The sequence below is a fragment of the Pseudomonas sp. 300 genome, assembly GCF_055803035.1.
In genome coordinates, this window is record NZ_JAVLRV010000001.1 from 466,180 (window position 1) to 483,971 (window position 17,792).

Annotated in this window: 11 protein-coding genes and 2 pseudogenes; 8 read left to right on the forward strand and 5 right to left on the reverse strand. The window is 59.8% G+C overall.

Annotated features, from left to right (window positions below):
• Positions 1-25: 25 nt before the first annotated feature.
• The 3 genes and pseudogenes from Q7W83_RS02185 to Q7W83_RS02195 form a co-directional block, all read right to left on the reverse strand.
• Positions 26-1,768: a potassium/proton antiporter gene (locus Q7W83_RS02185; RefSeq protein WP_150654260.1), complete on the reverse strand. Its 1,743-nt coding sequence runs from the start codon at positions 1,766-1,768 to the stop codon at positions 26-28.
• Between the two features lie 229 nt (positions 1,769-1,997).
• A complete protein-coding gene (locus Q7W83_RS02190; protein WP_404943242.1) occupies positions 1,998-2,870 on the reverse strand; it encodes a methyl-accepting chemotaxis protein in 873 nt (290 codons plus the stop codon).
• Positions 2,853-3,689 (reverse strand): annotated as a pseudogene (locus tag Q7W83_RS02195) (MCP four helix bundle domain-containing protein); the annotation flags it as partial. The gene Q7W83_RS02190 and the pseudogene Q7W83_RS02195, both read right to left, overlap by 18 nt.
• Positions 3,690-3,898: 209 nt before the next feature.
• Here Q7W83_RS02195 and Q7W83_RS02200 point away from each other — a divergent pair.
• The 4 genes and pseudogenes from Q7W83_RS02200 (at position 3,899) to Q7W83_RS02215 (ending at position 6,481) form a co-directional block, all read left to right on the forward strand.
• Positions 3,899-4,129 carry a hypothetical protein gene (locus Q7W83_RS02200; protein ID WP_054053207.1) on the forward strand — a complete coding sequence of 77 codons (231 nt, stop codon included), beginning with the start codon at positions 3,899-3,901 and terminating at the stop codon, positions 4,127-4,129.
• The gene (locus Q7W83_RS02205) at positions 4,126-4,428 is read left to right on the forward strand and encodes a cell division protein ZapA (protein ID WP_150632670.1); all 303 of its coding nucleotides are present in this window, start codon (positions 4,126-4,128) and stop codon (positions 4,426-4,428) included. Before Q7W83_RS02200 ends, Q7W83_RS02205 begins: the two co-directional genes overlap by 4 nt.
• Positions 4,429-4,573: 145 nt before the next feature.
• Positions 4,574-5,617 (forward strand): annotated as a pseudogene (locus Q7W83_RS02210) (HAMP domain-containing protein); the annotation flags it as partial.
• Positions 5,618-5,749: 132 nt separating this feature from the next.
• Positions 5,750-6,481, forward strand: a complete 732-nt coding sequence (locus Q7W83_RS02215; RefSeq protein WP_458722095.1) for a methyl-accepting chemotaxis protein — start codon at positions 5,750-5,752, stop codon at positions 6,479-6,481.
• Positions 6,482-6,623: 142 nt separating this feature from the next.
• Here the strand turns inward: Q7W83_RS02215 and Q7W83_RS02220 are convergent, their stop codons facing one another.
• A complete protein-coding gene (locus Q7W83_RS02220; protein ID WP_473655618.1) occupies positions 6,624-8,426 on the reverse strand; it encodes an acyl-CoA dehydrogenase in 1,803 nt (600 codons plus the stop codon).
• Positions 8,427-8,671: 245 nt separating this feature from the next.
• Positions 8,672-12,625: a trifunctional transcriptional regulator/proline dehydrogenase/L-glutamate gamma-semialdehyde dehydrogenase gene (putA, locus tag Q7W83_RS02225; protein WP_150640017.1), complete on the reverse strand. Its 3,954-nt coding sequence runs from the start codon at positions 12,623-12,625 to the stop codon at positions 8,672-8,674.
• A gap of 462 nt (positions 12,626-13,087) precedes the next feature.
• On the opposite strand from putA, the gene putP reads away from it, so the two are divergent.
• The 4 genes from putP to Q7W83_RS02245 all read left to right on the forward strand — a co-directional run.
• Positions 13,088-14,572, forward strand: a complete 1,485-nt coding sequence (putP, locus tag Q7W83_RS02230; protein ID WP_150632665.1) for a sodium/proline symporter PutP — start codon at positions 13,088-13,090, stop codon at positions 14,570-14,572.
• Between the two features lie 289 nt (positions 14,573-14,861).
• Positions 14,862-16,883 (forward strand): type VI secretion system Vgr family protein, encoded by a 2,022-nt coding sequence (locus tag Q7W83_RS02235; protein ID WP_473655619.1) that lies wholly within the window; start codon positions 14,862-14,864, stop codon positions 16,881-16,883.
• Complete coding sequence (locus tag Q7W83_RS02240; RefSeq protein WP_150632663.1) at positions 16,873-17,610, forward strand: DUF4123 domain-containing protein; 738 nt, start codon at positions 16,873-16,875, stop codon at positions 17,608-17,610. Before Q7W83_RS02235 ends, Q7W83_RS02240 begins: the two co-directional genes overlap by 11 nt.
• The coding region (locus Q7W83_RS02245; RefSeq protein WP_473655620.1) for a hypothetical protein at positions 17,610-17,792 on the forward strand (183 nt) is incomplete at its 3' end. The genes Q7W83_RS02240 and Q7W83_RS02245, both read left to right, overlap by 1 nt.

Sequence of the window (17,792 nt, forward strand, 5' to 3'; positions counted from 1 at the left end):
TCGAGAACGAGACGAAGAGTGGAGTTTAGAGGAACAAGCCCGGGCCTGGGCGACTTCCTTCGGGGAATCTGACGCCCACTTTGCCGATCTTGTTCCCTTCCATGACCGCGACGGTCCAGATGGTGTTGTTCCATTCCACCTGGTCACCCACGACTGGCGCACCGCCCACTTTGTGGGCAATGAAACTGGCCAGCGTCATGTCCGGATCGATGCCCTCGACTTTCAACCCGTACAGGGCAGCAACCGCAGCCAACTGGGCATCTCCCTCGAGTACGAAGTCGCCGAAGAAGCGCAAATCGAGGCCTCGTTGCGGTGCCTGGCTAAAGAGTTTTCCAAGGGCCGGCAGGTTGTGTTCATGGCCGATAACACACAGCAAATCATCGACTTCAAGCACCGTACTACCCGACGGATGGAGCAGTTGCTGACCACGAAACAGGGCCGCGATGCGCGTGCCGTCGGGCATTTTCAGTTCGCGAAGGGGCGAACCGATGCACCATTTTTCGGCGCCGAGGCGATAAACGAACAGCTCCCACTCGCTGGTGACATGCACTTCCAGCGCGGCGCGGGAAATCGGCGCCGGCTCCGGCGGAACGGTCACCTTCAACAGTTTCGCCACCCAAGGCAGGCTGGTGCCCTGCACCAGCAACGAGACCAGCACAATAAAGAACGCGAGGTTGAAGTACAGCTGGGCGTTGGGCAGGCCGGCCATCAGCGGGAACACCGCCAGAATGATCGGGACCGCACCGCGCAGGCCGACCCAGGAAATGAAGGCTTTCTCTCGGCCGTGGAAGGCCTTGAACGGCAGTAGGCCGACCATCACCGACAGCGGCCGGGCAAACAGGATCATCCACAGCGCCAGGCCCAGCGCGGGCAGGGCGATGGGCAATAAATCATGCGGCGTAACCAGCAGACCCAGCACCAGGAACATGCCGATCTGCGCCAGCCACGCCATGCCGTCGAGCATGTGCAAGATGCCGTGGCGGCTGCGCACCGGACGGTTGCCGATCACCAGTCCGCACAGGTAAACCGCAAGGAAGCCGCTGCCGTGCAGGGCGTTGGTCAGGGCGAACACCACCAGACCACCGGCAATCACCAGGATTGGATAGAGGCCGGTGGCCAGGTTGATCCGGTTGACCAGTTGCAGCATCAGCCAGCCGCCACCGAGCCCGATCACGCCGCCGATACCGAACTCGCGCACCAGATGCCCCAGCAGGCTCCAGTGCAGGCCGGTTTCGCCACTGGCGAGCATGTCGATCAGGGTGACGGTGAGGAACACCGCCATCGGGTCGTTGCTGCCGGATTCGATCTCGAGGCTGGCCGTGACCCGTTCGTTCAGGCCTTTGCCGCCGAGCAGCGAGAACACTGCCGCGGCATCGGTGGAGCCGACGATGGCGCCGATCAGCAGGCCCTGAATCAGGTTCAGATTGAACAGCCACGCCGCGGCCATGCCGGTCAGCCCGGTGGTGATCAACACCCCGACCGTGGCCAGCGACAGCGCTGGCCATAACGCCACGCGGAAACTCGACACCCTGGTTCGCAAGCCGCCATCGAGCAGGATCACCGCCAGCGCGAGGTTGCCGACCAGATACGCCGTTGGGTAGTTATCGAAAATGATGCCGCCGCCGTCGACGCCGGCAGCCATGCCCACGGCCAGGATAATCACCAGAATCGGGATACCGAGGCGGGACGAAAGTGAACTCACCAGAATGCTCGCACCTACCAGCAACGCGCCGATCAAGAACAGGCTGTTGATGGTCGTCGCATTCAAAGGCAATACTCCAGAAAGCTGAAAAGGCGGGCACAAACTGACCATGCAGTCTGCGTGCCAGCGATTCTAACCTGTTGAAATGTGATGCTGTCAAAAAGCTTTTGCAGATCAAAAGCCAGATGCATGATCCGTCTACACACGATCCCCCTGTAGGAGTCGGCTTGCTGGCGATGGCGATTTCCCAGACACCATCGCCAGCAAGCCGGCTCCCACAGGGGGGCGTTAGCGGTTAGAGGCTGAACCGTCCGACCATTGTGTTCAGGTCCACTGCCAATCGCGACAGCTCGTTGCTCGCAGCGCTGGTCTGATTGGCGCCGGTGGCCGATTGCACCGACAGATCGCGAATGTTCACCAGGTTACGGTCCACTTCGCGGGCCACTTGGGCCTGTTCTTCGGCCGCGCTGGCGATCACCAGGTTGCGTTCGTTGATTTCGACGATGGCGCTGTTGATCGTGTCCAGCGACATCCCGGCGCCGCGAGCGATGTTCAAGGTCGACTCGGCACGCTCGGTGCTGTTGCGCATCGAATCCACTGCGTGTTCGGTGCCGGTCTGAATGCTGCCGATCATGCGTTCGATTTCGCTGGTCGATTGCTGAGTGCGGTGCGCCAGTGCACGCACTTCGTCCGCCACCACCGCAAAACCGCGCCCGGCTTCACCGGCGCGGGCCGCTTCAATGGCGGCGTTCAAGGCCAGCAGGTTGGTCTGATCAGCCAGACCCCGGATCACGTCCAGCACCTTGCCGATGTCGCGAGACTCATTGGCCAGATCGCCGATCAGCGTCGCCGTACTCTGCACATCGGCGCTCATGCGTTCGATGGCGCTGACGGTTTCCTGCACCAGATCACGACCGTCACCGGCCGACGTGGTGGCGTTTTTCGACGCTTCGGAGGTGCTCACCGCGTTGCGCGCGACTTCTTCCACGGCGCTGGTCATTTCATTGACGGCGGTAGCGGCCTGTTCGATTTCGTTGTTCTGCTGAGTCAAGCCACGGGCGCTTTCGTCGGTGACGCTGTTGAGCTCTTCAGCGGCGGAGGCCAGTTGTGTGGCCGAGCCGGAAATACGCTGCAGAGTGTCGCGCAGCTTGTCCTGCATCTTCGACATGGCCAGTAGCAAGCGACCGGCTTCGTCTTCGCCATCAACGGTGATCGGGCGAGTCAGGTTGCCTTCGGCGATCTCTTCGGCAGCGCTCAAGGCATTGGCGATGGGTTTGGTGATGCTGTTGGTCAGCAGCCAGGCAAACAGCATGGTCAGGCCGGTGGCGATGACCAGCAAGGTGATCACCAGATTGAAGGCCGAAGCGTACTGGTCGGCGGCGCGCTGATTGGTGTCGAGAGTTTGCTGGGTGTTGATCTCCAGCAAACGGTTGAGCACCGCGTTGACCGCTTCGGAGTTGGTCAACAGATCCGTGTTGAGCAGCGTGCGCAGCTCATCGACCTGATTGTTGCGCGACAGGGTTTTCATCCGGTCTTCGATCTGGCGATATTGTCCCAGCAACTGCACGTATTGATCGTAGGCTGCACGTTCCTGCGGGCTGGCGATCAGTTTTTCGTAGGAGGCCTGAGCCGCACGAATCTGTTGGTTGCGTGTTTCCAGCAGCTCCATGGTTTTCTGCTGAACGTCGGGCTCGCGGTTCACCAGCAAACGGTAGGACAGCACCCGCAGGCGCAAGGTGAGTTGAGTGAACTCGTCGAGGCTTTTGATACTCGGCACGCTGCTCAAGGTGATCTCCTCGGCAGCACCGCGAATCTTGCTCATCTGGTTCAAGGCAAATACCCCCAGAACCAGCATCAAACCGCCAATCAAAGCGAAGCCGAGGAACGCTCGCGGCGCGATATTCATATTACGAAGGGACATGGTGTTTACCGAAAAGAGCGCACCTGTGCGGCGCTGAGACTGACGTATGGATGACTTATCGGTCATACGACTAAAGTCTTGAGGGCCTACGTGTATTTGTCACAGCCAAGTCCCGGCGACGAAGTGCAGGAACCAGATCCGCCAATCGCAGTCTTTAAAGATCGCGAGAAAGGTCGCCCGCCAGGAAAATCAAGGCATTGCGCCCCATTAACCCTGGCATCCGTGGTGACTTTTCTTTATCGTACGCGCCCCTTGAAAATGCTTGGAAATTCAAAATGTTGGAAGCATCCCTAAGCCAATTGGAACAGCTGGTCAGCGACCTTGTTCAACAGAACCAGAGCCTGCTCGGCACTAACCAAACCCTGAGCGCAGAACTGGCCCAGGCCAAGGATGAAAACGAAAGCCTGCAACTGAGCCTGATGGAACAGGAAGAGAAACAAGGCGCCACCGCCGCCCGCATTCAGGCCCTGGTTGAGCGCGTCAGCGCTGGTCCGGTCAGCGCATGAGTGTCGGCGCCGCAGGGGTAAAAGTCGTCTCGATCCTGGGGGAGGACTATTCGATCAAGGCGCCAGCCGGGGAAGAGCAAACCCTGCTGGACGCCGCAATGATGTTGAAGGCCGCTTTGGCCGACACCAAACGAAAGTACCCGACACTGATCGGTGACCGCCTGTTGGTGCTGGCCGCCATGAATCTGTGTTCTCAGCAGATCGAAATGAAAAAGCAGCACACGCTCGAACTCGACCGTTACCAAGAGCAAGTCAGCGCCACGGTTGAAGTGATCTCCAAGACGATCAATCAGGCCTGATCGGCTTTGCGCACAACCAAAGAATAAATTGTCGCTTGTGTTGTATACAATCGGCATGGCTGTTGCAGTGTTTCAGCCTCTTATTCTTTGGGGGTGCTCCATGCAGTTTTGGCGTCGCAGTATTCAATGGCAGTTGATCCTCAGTATGGGCACCGCCCTGCTGGTCAGTATTCTGATCGTGGTTGGCATTTATACCCTCGTGGTCAACCGTCTCGCCCAGCGCTACCTGGTCGAACAAGCGCTGCCGTCGAGCATCGAAGCGACGCGCAACGACATCGAACGCATCCTCGTTCAACCCCTCACTGCCGCCAAGGACATCGCCAGCAACCGCATGGTGCGAGACTGGCTCGCCGGGGGCGAAAACAGTGCCCAGACTGCTGCGTTTGTGGAGTATCTGGAAGGCATCCGCGCCGAACACAAAGCGTTTACCGCACTGATCGTCGGCACGGCTTCAAGCCACTATTTCAATGAGAAAGGCCTGGACCGGACCCTCAGCCGTTCCAACCCCAAAGACGCCTGGTTCTACTCGTTCCTCGACAGCAATCAGCCGCGCACCCTCAATATTGACAATGACGCCGCAACCGGAGAATTGGCGCTGTTTATCGACCTCAAAGTCGAACAGGCCGGCAAAGTCGTGGGCGTTGCCGGACTCGGCCTGAGCATGAAAGAGCTGTCAGAGTTGATTCACAACTTCAACTTCGGTGAGCGCGGCAAGGTCTATCTCGTGCGTTCCGACGGTTTGATCCAGGTTCACCCCGAAGCGCAATTGAGCGGTAAACGCACCTTGGCCGAGCAAATTGGCGCGCCGGCAGCGCAAGCGGTGATGGGGCAACTCTCTACTTCCAAAGCGTCCGCCACGAACAGCAGCTTCGTGCGCGATGGCGAAGACTATCTGGCGTTGAGCCTGCCACTGCGGGATCTGGGCTGGACCCTGGTGGCCGAAGTGCCGCAGTCGCAGATCTACGCCGAAGCCCGTCGCGCCATGTGGATGAGCAGCGGCATTGGTCTGGCGGTGGCGCTGGTGTGCCTGTTGCTGGTGGTGTTGCTGGCCCGTGGCCTGGTGCGGCCGATTCGTCAGGTAACAGCGGCGCTGGTAGCCATCGGTAGCGGTGGTGGAGATTTGACCCAACGGTTAGATTCCAGCCGCGCTGATGAGCTGGGTGACCTGGCGCGTGGCTTCAATCGATTCCTCGACAGTCAGCGCGAGATGATCGGCGAAGTGCTGACCACCAGCGAGCATTTGCGCACCGCTGTCAGTCAGGTGGCGAAGGTTGTGGACAACACCGCCGAACGGTCCGGGCGTCAGCAGGAAATGACCGACATGGTCGCCACCGCCGTCCACGAAATGGGCCTGACCGTGCAGGAAATCGCGCAGAACGCCGGCAACGCGGCGGTTGCGTCGCAGAGTGCTCGTGATGAGGCGATGCAGGCGCGGGAAGTGGTGGGCGGTTCGATCCGGCATATTGAAAGCATGTCCGATGAAATTGGCATCGCAGCGGGTGCCGTTGGCGAATTGGCCAATCAGGTCGCGTCCATCGATCAGGTGCTGGCAGTGATTCGCGGGATTTCCGAGCAGACCAACCTTTTGGCGTTGAACGCGGCCATCGAAGCGGCGCGTGCCGGGGATATGGGGCGCGGGTTTGCCGTCGTAGCGGATGAAGTGCGGACGCTGGCGCGACGGACGCAATCATCCACCGATGAAATTCAGCAGATGATCGGCAGCCTCAAGCAAGGCGCGGAGAATGCGGTGTCATCAATGCATACCGGCCAAGCAGCGACCGGCACCGGGGTTGAATCGAGTCAGCGCACCGGGGCGTCATTGACGGCGATTACCGGGCAGGTCGAGCGCATCAGCGATATGAACCATCAGGTGGCGACCGCGACGGAAGAGCAGTCGGCGGTGACGGAAGAGATCAACCGCAATGTGCAGGGGATTTCTGATCTGGCCCGAGCGACGGCGGGGGAGGTCAGGGCTTGCCGAGAGGATTGTCAGACGTTGCAGCGGTTGGCGGATGATCTGGCGCGGCAGATGGGCAGTTTCAAGCTGAAGTAATGTGTTGGTTGTGCTGACGCCATCGCGAGCAGGCTCGCTCCCACAGGATTTGGGTGTTGATCACATTATCTGTGACTTACAGAGATCCCTGTGGGAGCGAGCTTGCTCGCGATTGGATTTCAGCAGCATTGCAAGGCTTTAGTTAAAACCACTCATCCTGCATCCCAAGACACACATCATCCCGAGTCTCAAGAATCGCCAGTTCATGGTGGCAACCCGGCACCTCCCACGTCAGGAAATACCGCGCCGCTTGCAGCTTGCCCTTATAGAAGCCCACATCCGCCGCATTCCCTTTGGCCAACCCTTCCTCGGCGCGAATCGCCTGTTCCAGCCAGCGCCAGCCAATCACCGTGTGCCCGAACACTTTCAGGTACAGCGCCGAGTTCGCCAGGCTGCTGTTGACCTTGCCCTGGCCCAAATCGGTCAGCAGGCCAATGGTCACGGTTTGCAGGCGCGCCACCAGTTTCTCCAGTGGTTCACGCAACGGCGTTAACGATTCGTATGCATGAGCGCGCTCGGCAGTATTGGCGATCAGACGGATCAATTGCTTGAGCCCGGCACCACCGTTTTGCGCCAGTTTGCGACCCAGCAAGTCCAGCGACTGAATGCCATGAGTCCCTTCATGAATCGGGTTCAAACGGTTGTCGCGGTAATACTGTTCCACCGGATACTCACGGGTGTAACCGTGACCACCGAGAATCTGGATCGCCAGTTCGTTGGCCTTCAGGCAAAACTCCGATGGCCAGGATTTGACGATCGGGGTCAGCAAATCCAGCAGCTCATGCGCCTGTTTGCGCTCGGCTTCAGTCTCAAGCGTCGTGGTGTCATCGAACAGTCGCGCCGCGTACAGCCCGAGGTCGAACGAGCCTTCGACGTAGGCTTTTTGCGTGAGCAACATGCGTTTGACGTCGGCGTGCTGAATGATCGCCACCGGCGCGGTGTTCGGGTCTTTGCTGTCCGGCACGCGGCCTTGCGGACGCTCGCGGGCGTACTCCAGCGAATACAGGTAACCGGCATAGCCGAGCATCACCGCGCCCATGCCGACACCGATCCGCGCCTCGTTCATCATCTGGAACATGTAGCTCAAACCGTGGTGTGGCTTGCCCACCAGGTAACCGACACACTCACCGTTATCACCGAAGTTCAGCGCGGTGGAGGTGGTGCCGCGCCAGCCCATCTTGTGGAACAATCCGGCCAGCAGCACGTCGTTGCGCTTGCCGAGGCTGCCGTCATCGTTGACCAGGAACTTGGGCACGATAAACAACGAAATACCCTTCACCCCGGCCGGTGCGTCCGGCAGTTTGGCCAGCACCATGTGCACGATGTTTTCCGACAGTGGGTGATCGCCGCCGGAGATGAAGATCTTGTTGCCCTTCAGGCGATAAGTACCGTCAGACGCAGGCTCCGCGCGGGTACGAATATCCGACAGCGACGAACCGGCATGCGGCTCGGTCAGGGCCATGGTGCCGAAAAAACGGCCGTCGATCATCGGTTGCAGGAAGCGCTGCTTCTGTTCCTCGGTACCGAAGCTTTCGATCAGGTTCGCCGCGCCCATTGTCAGGAACGGGTACGAAGTCGAGGCCGCGTTGGCTGACTGGAAGTGGGCGAAACAAGCCTGGGACAACAGCGTGGGAAGTTGCATGCCGCCGGCGTCGAAACTGCGCGCGGCGTTGAGGAAACCGGCTTCGAGGAAGGCGTCCACCGCCGGTTTCACTTCCGGTATCAGAATCGCCTGACCGTCCTCGTAGCGCGGTTCGTTCTCGTCACCCTTGCGGTTGTGCGGGGCGAAGAATTTCTCGGCAATGCTGCGGGCGGTGCCGATGGCGGCATCGAAGGTCTCGCGATTGTGCTCGGCGAAACGCTCACGCTGAGTCAGGCCTTCGGCATCGAGGACTTCATACAGCTCGAAAGCCAGATTGCGGGAACTGAGCAACGTCTCGGACATGGCGGCCTACCTTTTTTTGGAATGGACCGAGTCTAGGCGTGGGAATAGAGGCTGAACAGGATGATTGATGAGCGTGATGGTGTGGTGCGGGCACCGCTAATCAAATGTGGGAGCGAGCCTGCTCGCGATGAGGCCATAACATTCAACATATTTGTTGACTGCTATACCGCTATCGCTAGCAGGCTAGCTCCCACAGGGGGGTTGCATTCCAGGCGCCCATTGCGAGCGCCTGGTTTTAAAGCGATTTAGCCGATCGTCATCAAGCTCGCATTACCACCCGCCGCAGCAGTGTTAACACTCAACGCCCGCTCAATCACCAAGCGCTCCAGCGCAATGTTGGTCTCGCCCTGGGACAACCCATGAACCCCGACAATCGCCCCGGCACGCTTGGCCACTTGCTGGCAAACCGCGCGCAGTTGATCGGAATGGCCGTGATGCAGAACCGCGTCAAACACCACTTCGTCCTTGTTCCAGTCGGAAACCAGTTTGATGCGTGCCTGAACTTCCTTCGGCAGACGTGCGAACAGTGCCTTGGTCAAGTCAGCTTCCGGCCACACCGCCGAACCACCCACGGCCAAAACAGCGGCCAGTTGAGCCAGCAGATCGCCCTCGACTTCCGCCAGGCACAGCACGTGCTCGCGCGGCAGAATGGCGTAGCTGTTGCGTTCGCCAGTCGGGCCTGCCAACACGCGAGTGATCCCGCTTTGCGATTGCGCCGCGAACTGCACGCACAGGGTGCTCAGGTCAGCAAACTTGTTGCTGTCGGCCCAGGCTTTCAGGGCGGTGAGCGGTTTGCTCATGGCATCGCGCAAGCGAACATCCGGTGCCGTGACGGCATCGCCACGAGCGAAGGATTGTTCGATCGCATCGGTAGGACGGGTCGACAGCAGGCGGTACAGGTACAACGGGCCACCGGCTTTCGGGCCAGTGCCCGACAGGCCTTCGCCACCAAACGGTTGCACGCCAACCACAGCGCCAACGATGTTGCGGTTCACGTAGACGTTACCGGCGTTGACGTTGTCGATCACCTTGGCGATGGTCTCGTCGATGCGCGTATGCACGCCCAGCGTCAGACCGTAGCCGGAAGCGTTGATCTGACCGATCAACTGGTCGATTTCTTTGCGCTTGTAGCGCACTACGTGCAACACCGGACCGAAGATCTCGCGTTGCAGCTCATCGAAGCTTTCCAGCTCGATCAGCGTCGGCATCACGAAGGTGCCGCGTTTGACTTCTTCGCTGTTGGCGATGGCCACCTGATAGACGTTGCGACCTTTGTCGCGCATGGCCTGGATGTGCTTCTCGATGCCCGCCTTGGCTTCGGCGTCGATCACCGGGCCGATGTCCACGGACAGGCGCTCAGGGTTGCCGAGACGGCATTCAGCCATGGCGCCCTTGAGCATTTCGATGACGCGGTCAGCGGAATCTTCCTGCAAGCAAAGGACACGCAGGGCCGAGCAACGTTGACCGGCGCTGTCGAAGGCCGACGACACCACGTCGATCACGACCTGTTCGGTCAGTGCCGAGGAGTCGACGATCATCGCGTTCTGGCCGCCAGTCTCAGCGATCAGCGGAATCGGACGGCCCTGTGCATCCAGGCGACCGGCGACGTTGCGTTGCAGCAAACGAGCGACTTCGGTGGAACCGGTGAACATCACACCTTTGACCCGATCGTCACCGACCAGGCGGGCGCCAACGGTTTCGCCACGACCCGGCAGCAGTTGCAGCACGCCTTCCGGAATCCCGGCTTCGAGCAGCAAACGCACGGCTTGAGCGGCGACCAGCGGGGTTTGTTCCGCCGGTTTGGCCAGTACCGGGTTACCGGCGGCCAGCGCCGCAGCGACCTGGCCACTGAAGATCGCCAGCGGGAAGTTCCACGGGCTGATGCAGACCACCGGACCCAGTGGGCGGTGGGCGTCGTTGGTGAAATCGTTGCGTGCCTGCACGGCGTAGTACCGCAGGAAGTCCACGGCTTCACGCACTTCGGCGATGGCGTTGGCGAAGGTCTTGCCGGCTTCGCGAGCCAACAGGCCCATCAGCGGCTGGATCTCGCCTTCCATCAGGTCAGCGGCACGTTCCAGAATCGCGGCGCGTTCGGCGGGCGGAGTGGCCTGCCAGATCGGCGCAGCATTCAAGGCGCACTGGATCGCGTTGTCGACGTCTTCGACGGTCGCTTCCTGCACATGGCCGACCACGTCGCGCAGATCCGACGGGTTGAGGACTGGCGCAGGGGTTTCGGTGCTGGAAACGCAACCGAGCATCGGCGCGGCTTTCCAGTGGTTATGAGCGGTGGCCAGCAGGGCGCAGGACAGGGAAGCCAGACGATGTTCGTTGGCCATGTCGATGCCGCTGGAGTTGGCGCGCTCGGCACCATAAAGATCACGCGGCAGCGGGATACGCGGGTGCGGCAGGCCGAAGCCGCCTTCCAGCGTCGCCATCTGCTCGATGCTGGCCACTGGATCGGCCACCAGCTCCTGAATCGAAATGGATTGGTCGGCGATGCGGTTGACGAACGAAGTGTTCGCGCCGTTTTCCAGCAGACGACGTACCAGGTACGCCAACAGCGTTTCGTGAGTGCCGACCGGTGCGTACACGCGGCACGGACGATTCAGCTTGCCTTCGGAAACTTTGCCTACAACCTGTTCGTACAGCGGTTCACCCATGCCGTGCAGGCACTGGAACTCGTACTGACCGGGGTAATAGTTCTGACCGGCGATGTGGTAAATGGCCGACAACGTGTGGGCGTTGTGCGTGGCGAACTGCGGATAGATGACTTCCGGTACCGACAACAACTTGCGGGCGCACGCGATGTAGGAAACGTCGGTGTACACCTTGCGGGTGTAGACCGGGTAGCCTTCCAGGCCTTCGACCTGGGCGCGCTTGATTTCGCTGTCCCAGTACGCGCCTTTTACCAGACGGATCATCAGGCGATGACGGCTGCGGCGAGCCAGGTCGATCACGTAGTCGATCACATACGGGCAACGCTTCTGATAGGCCTGGATCACGAAACCGATGCCGTTCCAGCCGGTCAGTTGCGGCTCGAAGCACAGGCGCTCCAGCAGATCCAGCGACAGCTCGAGGCGGTCGGCTTCTTCGGCGTCGATGTTCAGGCCGATGTCGTATTGCTTGGCCAGCAGGGTCAGCGACAGCAGGCGCGGGTACAACTCGTCCATCACACGCTCGTACTGCGCACGGCTGTAACGCGGGTGCAGTGCCGACAGCTTGATGGAAATGCCCGGGCCTTCATAAATCCCACGGCCGTGGGACGCTTTGCCGATCGAGTGGATGGCTTGTTCGTACGAAGCGAGGTACTTCTGGGCGTCGTGTTCGGTGAGTGCGGCTTCACCCAGCATGTCGTAGGAATAGCGGAAGCCCTTGGCTTCGAACTTGCTGGCGTTGGCCAGAGCCTCGGCGATGGTCTCGCCGGTGACGAACTGCTCGCCCATCAGGCGCATGGCCATGTCGACGCCCTTGCGGATCATCGGCTCGCCGCTCTTGCCGATGATGCGGCTCAAGGACGAAGTCAGGCCGGCTTCATTGTGAGTGGCGACCAGTTTGCCGGTCAGCAGCAGGCCCCAGGTCGCGGCGTTGACGAACAGCGACGGGCTGTTGCCCAGGTGCGGGTGCCAGTTGCCGGTGCTGATCTTGTCGCGAATCAGTGCGTCGCGAGTGCCTTTGTCCGGGATGCGCAGCAGCGCTTCGGCCAGGCACATCAGCGCCACGCCTTCCTGGGACGACAGGGAAAATTCCTGCAGCAGGCCCTGAACAATCCCGGCACGGCCGCCGGCGCTCTTCTGATTGCGCAGTTTCTCGGCAATCGAGGCCGCCAGCTTGTTGGTGGCTTCAGCCATGGCGACTGGCAAGCGAGCCTGTTCGATCAGCATCGGCACCACTTCCGGCTCAGGGCGACGGTAAGCGGCGGTAATCGAAGCGCGTAGCACCGATTGCGGCAGGATGCTTTCGGCGAACTCGAGGAAGCACTGGTGCGCGTGGTCGACATGGACTTCGCCACTGTCGTCAGCCTCTTTGGCGGTCAGGCCGTTCAGCTCGGTCAGGGTTGCACCACCCTCGAGTTTTTCCAGGTAATTGAAAATTGCCTGCTTGATCAGCCAGTGCGGTGTGCGATCAATCGAGGTCGCGGCCGCCTTGAGGCGCTCGCGGGTCGGGTCATCAAGTTTGACCCCAAGGGTGGTGGTAGCCATATTTTTATCCTCATGTTTGCCACGACCGCGTGGCATCAGCTGGCCGCAAGATTAGCTGGGCAACCTTTGAGGTGCAACCGGGTGCAACCCTTTTTTTGTCGGAATTATAAGCAGCTCGTCAGGAAATAAATTCCGGTACGAACGTACCGCACTTGCTTGGTGCTTTTAATTCTAGGAACGGTCGTTGACTGCGCTAAAAGGAAGCAAAAACCGGCTTTTTTCCGGTAAATCCGACTAGGTGCAACTTATTCTCGCGAAATGGGTTGCACCTTATTTGCATTGTTGAATAGCATTCGCGGCCAAGGTGCAACCAGTCGAAAAGACAGGTGTATCTGGCTGATGGCTTTCCTGGGGAAACATCAGTCATAAATGCGCGGGATCTGAAATCGTCTGTCAAACGTCGTCGTTTGCGTGCGGTTCACCAGCCGCCGCTACATAAAAACAAAGCCAGGGCGTAACTTAATGAGCGTAAGCAATCCAACCCTGATCACGTTCGTGATCTACATCGCAGCAATGGTGCTGATCGGCTTCATGGCCTATCGCTCCACCAACAACCTTTCTGACTACATTCTGGGCGGTCGCAGCCTGGGCAGCGTCGTGACTGCATTGTCCGCCGGCGCCTCCGACATGAGCGGCTGGTTGTTGATGGGCCTGCCGGGCGCCATCTACATGTCCGGCCTGTCCGAAAGCTGGATCGCCATCGGCCTGATCATCGGTGCTTACCTGAACTGGCTGTTCGTCGCCGGCCGTCTGCGCGTGCAGACCGAGCACAACGGCGATGCGTTGACCCTGCCGGACTACTTCTCCAGCCGCTTCGAAGACAAAAGCGGTCTGCTGCGGATCATCTCCGCGGTCGTGATCCTGGTGTTCTTCACCATCTACTGCGCTTCCGGCATCGTGGCCGGCGCCCGTCTGTTCGAAAGCACCTTCGGCATGTCCTACGAGACAGCGCTGTGGGCCGGTGCTGCGGCGACGATTGCCTACACCTTCGTCGGCGGTTTCCTGGCCGTGAGCTGGACGGATACCGTACAAGCCACGCTGATGATCTTCGCCCTGTTGCTGACGCCGATCATCGTGCTGCTGGCCACCGGCGGCGTTGACACCACGTTCCTGGCCATCGAAGCGAAAGACGCCAGCAACTTCGACATGCTGAAAAACACCACCTTCATCGGCATCATCTCGCTGATGGGTTGGGGCCTGGGCTACTTCGGCCAACCGCACATCCTGGCGCGCTTCATGGCGGCGGATTCGGTCAAGTCGATCGCCAAGGCACGTCGCATTTCCATGGCCTGGATGATCCTGTGCCTGGGCGGCACCGTCGCGGTAGGTTTCTTCGGTATCGCTTACTTCTCTGCACACCCTGAACTGGCCGGTCCTGTGACCGAAAACCCGGAGCGCGTGTTCATCGAGCTGGCGAAAATCCTGTTCAACCCATGGGTTGCCGGTGTCCTGCTGTCGGCCATTCTGGCCGCGGTAATGAGCACCTTGAGCTGCCAGTTGCTGGTGTGCTCGAGCGCCCTGACCGAAGACTTCTACAAAACCTTCCTGCGTAAAACCGCTTCCCAGGTTGAACTGGTCTGGGTCGGCCGCGCCATGGTGCTGCTGGTTGCCCTGATCGCCATCGCGTTGGCCGCCAACCCGGAAAACCGCGTATTGGGTCTGGTCAGCTACGCTTGGGCCGGTTTCGGTGCTGCGTTCGGTCCGGTGGTCCTGATCTCCGTGATCTGGAAAGACATGACCCGCAACGGCGCACTGGCTGGCATCCTGGTTGGCGCGATCACCGTGATCGTGTGGAAACACTTCGAGCTGCTGGGTCTGTACGAAATCATCCCTGGTTTCATCTTCGCCAGCCTGGCGATCTACATCGTCAGCAAACTGGGCGCGCCGACACACGGCATGCTGCAGCGTTTCGCGGCTGCCGAGGCTGATTTCCGCCTGAACAAGTGATCGGGATGAGCTGAGGCTCTGACCTTTCGCCGAACATGAAAACGGCCCGCTTCCTTTGGAGGCGGGCCGTTTTTATTGGGCGTTAGAAAATCCCACCGTAGGAGCGAGCAAGCTCGCTCCTACGGTTGTTCTGCTGTGTTTCTGAAAGGAATGTCTGTAGCCAAACATCCCGATTATTGAAGGAAGATTCCCTAAAAAAGCAGGGGAAATCTGTTTTTCCTGTCCCTCCGCTAACACCCGTTTTCGCTCATGCAGAATCGCTCGCCTTCAATCTGCAGAGACACATCGGATGTTCGCTCCTGCTAATCAACCGCGCTTCACGCTGACCGTCGACGGCGACCAGAATGACCTCAAGGTGCTTGAGTTCACCGGCAAGGAAGCTATCAGCCAGCCTTACCGCTTTGACCTGGAACTGGTCAGCGATCGGCCGGACATCAAACTCGAAAACCTCCTGCATCGTCAGGCCTTTCTGAGTCTCGATGCACAAGGCTCCGGCATTCACGGTCAGATTTATCGCGTGGGGCAAGGCGATTCCGGGAAGCGTCTGACGCGTTATCAAGTCAGTCTGGTGCCGAATCTTGCCTATTTGAGCCATCGCATCAATCAGCGAATTTTCCAGCACAAAAGCGTGCCGGCGATCATCGAGGGGGTCCTCAAAAGTCACGGCATTCTCATGGGGGCTGGCTTCCATTTTCAGCTCGGCAGCGATTACCCCGAGCGCGAGTACTGCGTGCAATACGCGGAAAGCGACCTGGCGTTCATCCAGCGGCTGTGTGCCGAGGTCGGTATTCACTACCACTTTGAGCACAGCCCCGAGGGGCATTTGCTGGTGTTTGGTGATGACCAGACAGTTTTCCCTCGTTTGCCCGAGCCGATTCCCTACCTTCCAGACACCGGCATGGCAGCGCAAGCACCTGTCATCAAGCGCTTTAACGTGCGCCTGGAAACCCGCACGACGGCCGTGACCCTTTGCGATTACGACTTCACCAAACCTCGCCTGGACCTTGAAAGTCGTGTCGACAGTCAGCAATTGCCGGCACTGGAGGCCTACCACTTTCCTGGCCAGTTCTCGGATCGCGATCATGGCAAGGACCTCGCTCAACGAACGCTGGAGCGCCACAACGCCGACTACCGTCAGGCTGCAGGTCGAGGCGATGAATCTGCCTTGGTCAGCGGGCATTTCCTACGCCTCGCCGACCATCCGCGTCAGGCGTGGAATGACCTGTGGTTGATCACCGAAATCGAACACCATGGCCGCCAACCGCAAGTGCTGGAAGAGTCGGCCCCCGGCGATAACCCGGATGATTTCCAGGGTTACTGCAATACTTTTCTGGCGACGCCGTGGGACGTTTCCTTTCGCGCACCGCTAGGACCAGAAAAGCCACGCATGCTCGGCTACCAGCCTGCCGTGGTCACCGGTCCGGTCGACAGCGAAATCCATTGCGATGAGTTTGGTCGGGTCAAGGTCCAGCTCGCCTGGGACCGCGACGGTCAGCTCAATGAACATTCCAGTTGCTGGTTGCGGGTTGCCACAGGCTGGGCCCACGAGCAGTACGGCAGCGTGCTGATTCCGCGAGTCGGCATGGAAGTGCTGGTGGGTTTCATTGACGCCGATGCCGACAAACCGCTGGTGATGGGGTGCCTGCCCAACGCCGCAACACCGCCGCCGCTGGACCTGCCCGCCGACAAGACCCGCAGCATCTTCCGCAGCCAGAGCAGTCCAGGAGGCGGCGGTTACAACGAATTGCGCATCGAGGATCGCAAAGGCGCCGAGGAAATCTACCTGCGCGCCCAGCGAAACTGGACCCAGCACGTGTTGAATGATCAGCAGGTGCAGGTCGACAACCAGCGCAACATCATCGTCACAGGGACCGCTCGCCATGAGCTGAAAGCTGACGAACAACGCATCACTCACGGCCAGCGCCAAGCCGAAGTGAAGCTTGACGATCACTTGGTGGTGATGGGCGACCGGCACATCCGCGTGTCCAGTCAGGCGCTCAACGCCAGTCAGCAATTCCACGTCCGCGCCGGTCAGCAAGTGGTCATCGACGGCGGTGCCAGCGCGACGATTCAGGCGGGCGGGCAGTGGATCAACATCGGTCCCGGCGGGATTTTCAGCAGCGTACCGATTCAGGTCGGTGGAGGGTTGATGCCGTCGATGACCGCTGCGCCCGTGTCGCCGGATACGCCGTTTAAACTTCTCGTCGCCCCGGTCGCGCTGCTGAGTGCCGCACAGATCATGAGCCTGCAAAGCGACGCGCCGTTCTGCGAAGAATGCGAGCGCTGCAAGGACGGTGTCTGTGCCGCGTGATCGCTTGTCACCCCACGCCTGGCTGGAACGCCAACCGCTCAAGCCTGGCGAGCAGTTGTTCGCGATTTTCAGCGGTGCCAGTGCTGCGCAGCCATTGAATGCCTGGCGACACACAACTTTGGCACAAGCGCCGAGCCCGATCTGGGCCGACACCGCCTATGCCGAGTGGGAACCGGTGATGCCCTATGTCGGAATCGTCGCCGCAAGCAGTGAGTTTCTGCAGTGGGTCGCTACGACCGAGTCCCGTGACTGGGGGTGGCTGGCGGTTTCTTCTGCGTCTCAAGAAGCCTTGGTCGAGCATCTGCGCAGCCTGACCCAAGTGCTTTTGCCCAACGGCAATGCGGTGTTTTTCCGCTTCTGGGATGGGCGTTATCTGTTGCCGATTCTTCGGTCTGCCGACGTTAACGCCGCCAACTTAATGCCAGTGCTTGAGCGTTGTTTGATCAATGGGCAGCCGCTCGATATCGGCGGCAATGCATTGAAAACCTCCAGGGTTTTTCCGTGGTGGGAAGTGGGTGAATCACTGCTCGAAGACCTCGCCACCCAGTCAGCGACAACCCGCATCGACAACTTGATGAAGTGGTTGGGCGAGGACCGTCCTGATCTTTTTGAGGCGTTTTCGCAGCGTGTGTTGCGGCACAAGGTCGCGATCTTTCTGCAAGCGCCGGACCTGCCTCAAGCACCGAAACAAGCCTTGGCGAATTACCTCATGGCGGAGCTGAACTGATGGATCAGAGGGTGCGCATCGAGCAGGAGCTCGACGGTTTTAAAGACACGTTGGTTTTGTATCGCCAGCAGCTTGGCGATTTCTTGAGCCGCAATGCGGACAAGGTCAGTCGGGCGATGGACATGCCTTCGCTGTTGGACATGGAGCGGCTGATAAAGCTTGGCGATTCGACGACCGCGGTG

What these genes read in the sequence shown, in the direction of transcription:
- Q7W83_RS02190 (WP_404943242.1), bottom strand. Translation starts at nt 2,870, where the DNA reads ATGTCGAAGATGCAGGACAAGCTGCGCGACACTCTGCAGCGTATTTCC.
- Q7W83_RS02200 (WP_054053207.1), top strand. Translation starts at nt 3,899, where the DNA reads ATGTTGGAAGCATCCCTAAGCCAATTGGAACAGCTGGTCAGCGACCTT.
- Q7W83_RS02205 (WP_150632670.1), top strand. Translation starts at nt 4,126, where the DNA reads ATGAGTGTCGGCGCCGCAGGGGTAAAAGTCGTCTCGATCCTGGGGGAG.
- Q7W83_RS02215 (WP_458722095.1), top strand. Translation starts at nt 5,750, where the DNA reads ATGGTCGCCACCGCCGTCCACGAAATGGGCCTGACCGTGCAGGAAATC.
- Q7W83_RS02220 (WP_473655618.1), bottom strand. Translation starts at nt 8,426, where the DNA reads ATGTCCGAGACGTTGCTCAGTTCCCGCAATCTGGCTTTCGAGCTGTAT.
- putA (WP_150640017.1), bottom strand. Translation starts at nt 12,625, where the DNA reads ATGGCTACCACCACCCTTGGGGTCAAACTTGATGACCCGACCCGCGAG.
- putP (WP_150632665.1), top strand. Translation starts at nt 13,088, where the DNA reads ATGAGCGTAAGCAATCCAACCCTGATCACGTTCGTGATCTACATCGCA.
- Q7W83_RS02235 (WP_473655619.1), top strand. Translation starts at nt 14,862, where the DNA reads ATGTTCGCTCCTGCTAATCAACCGCGCTTCACGCTGACCGTCGACGGC.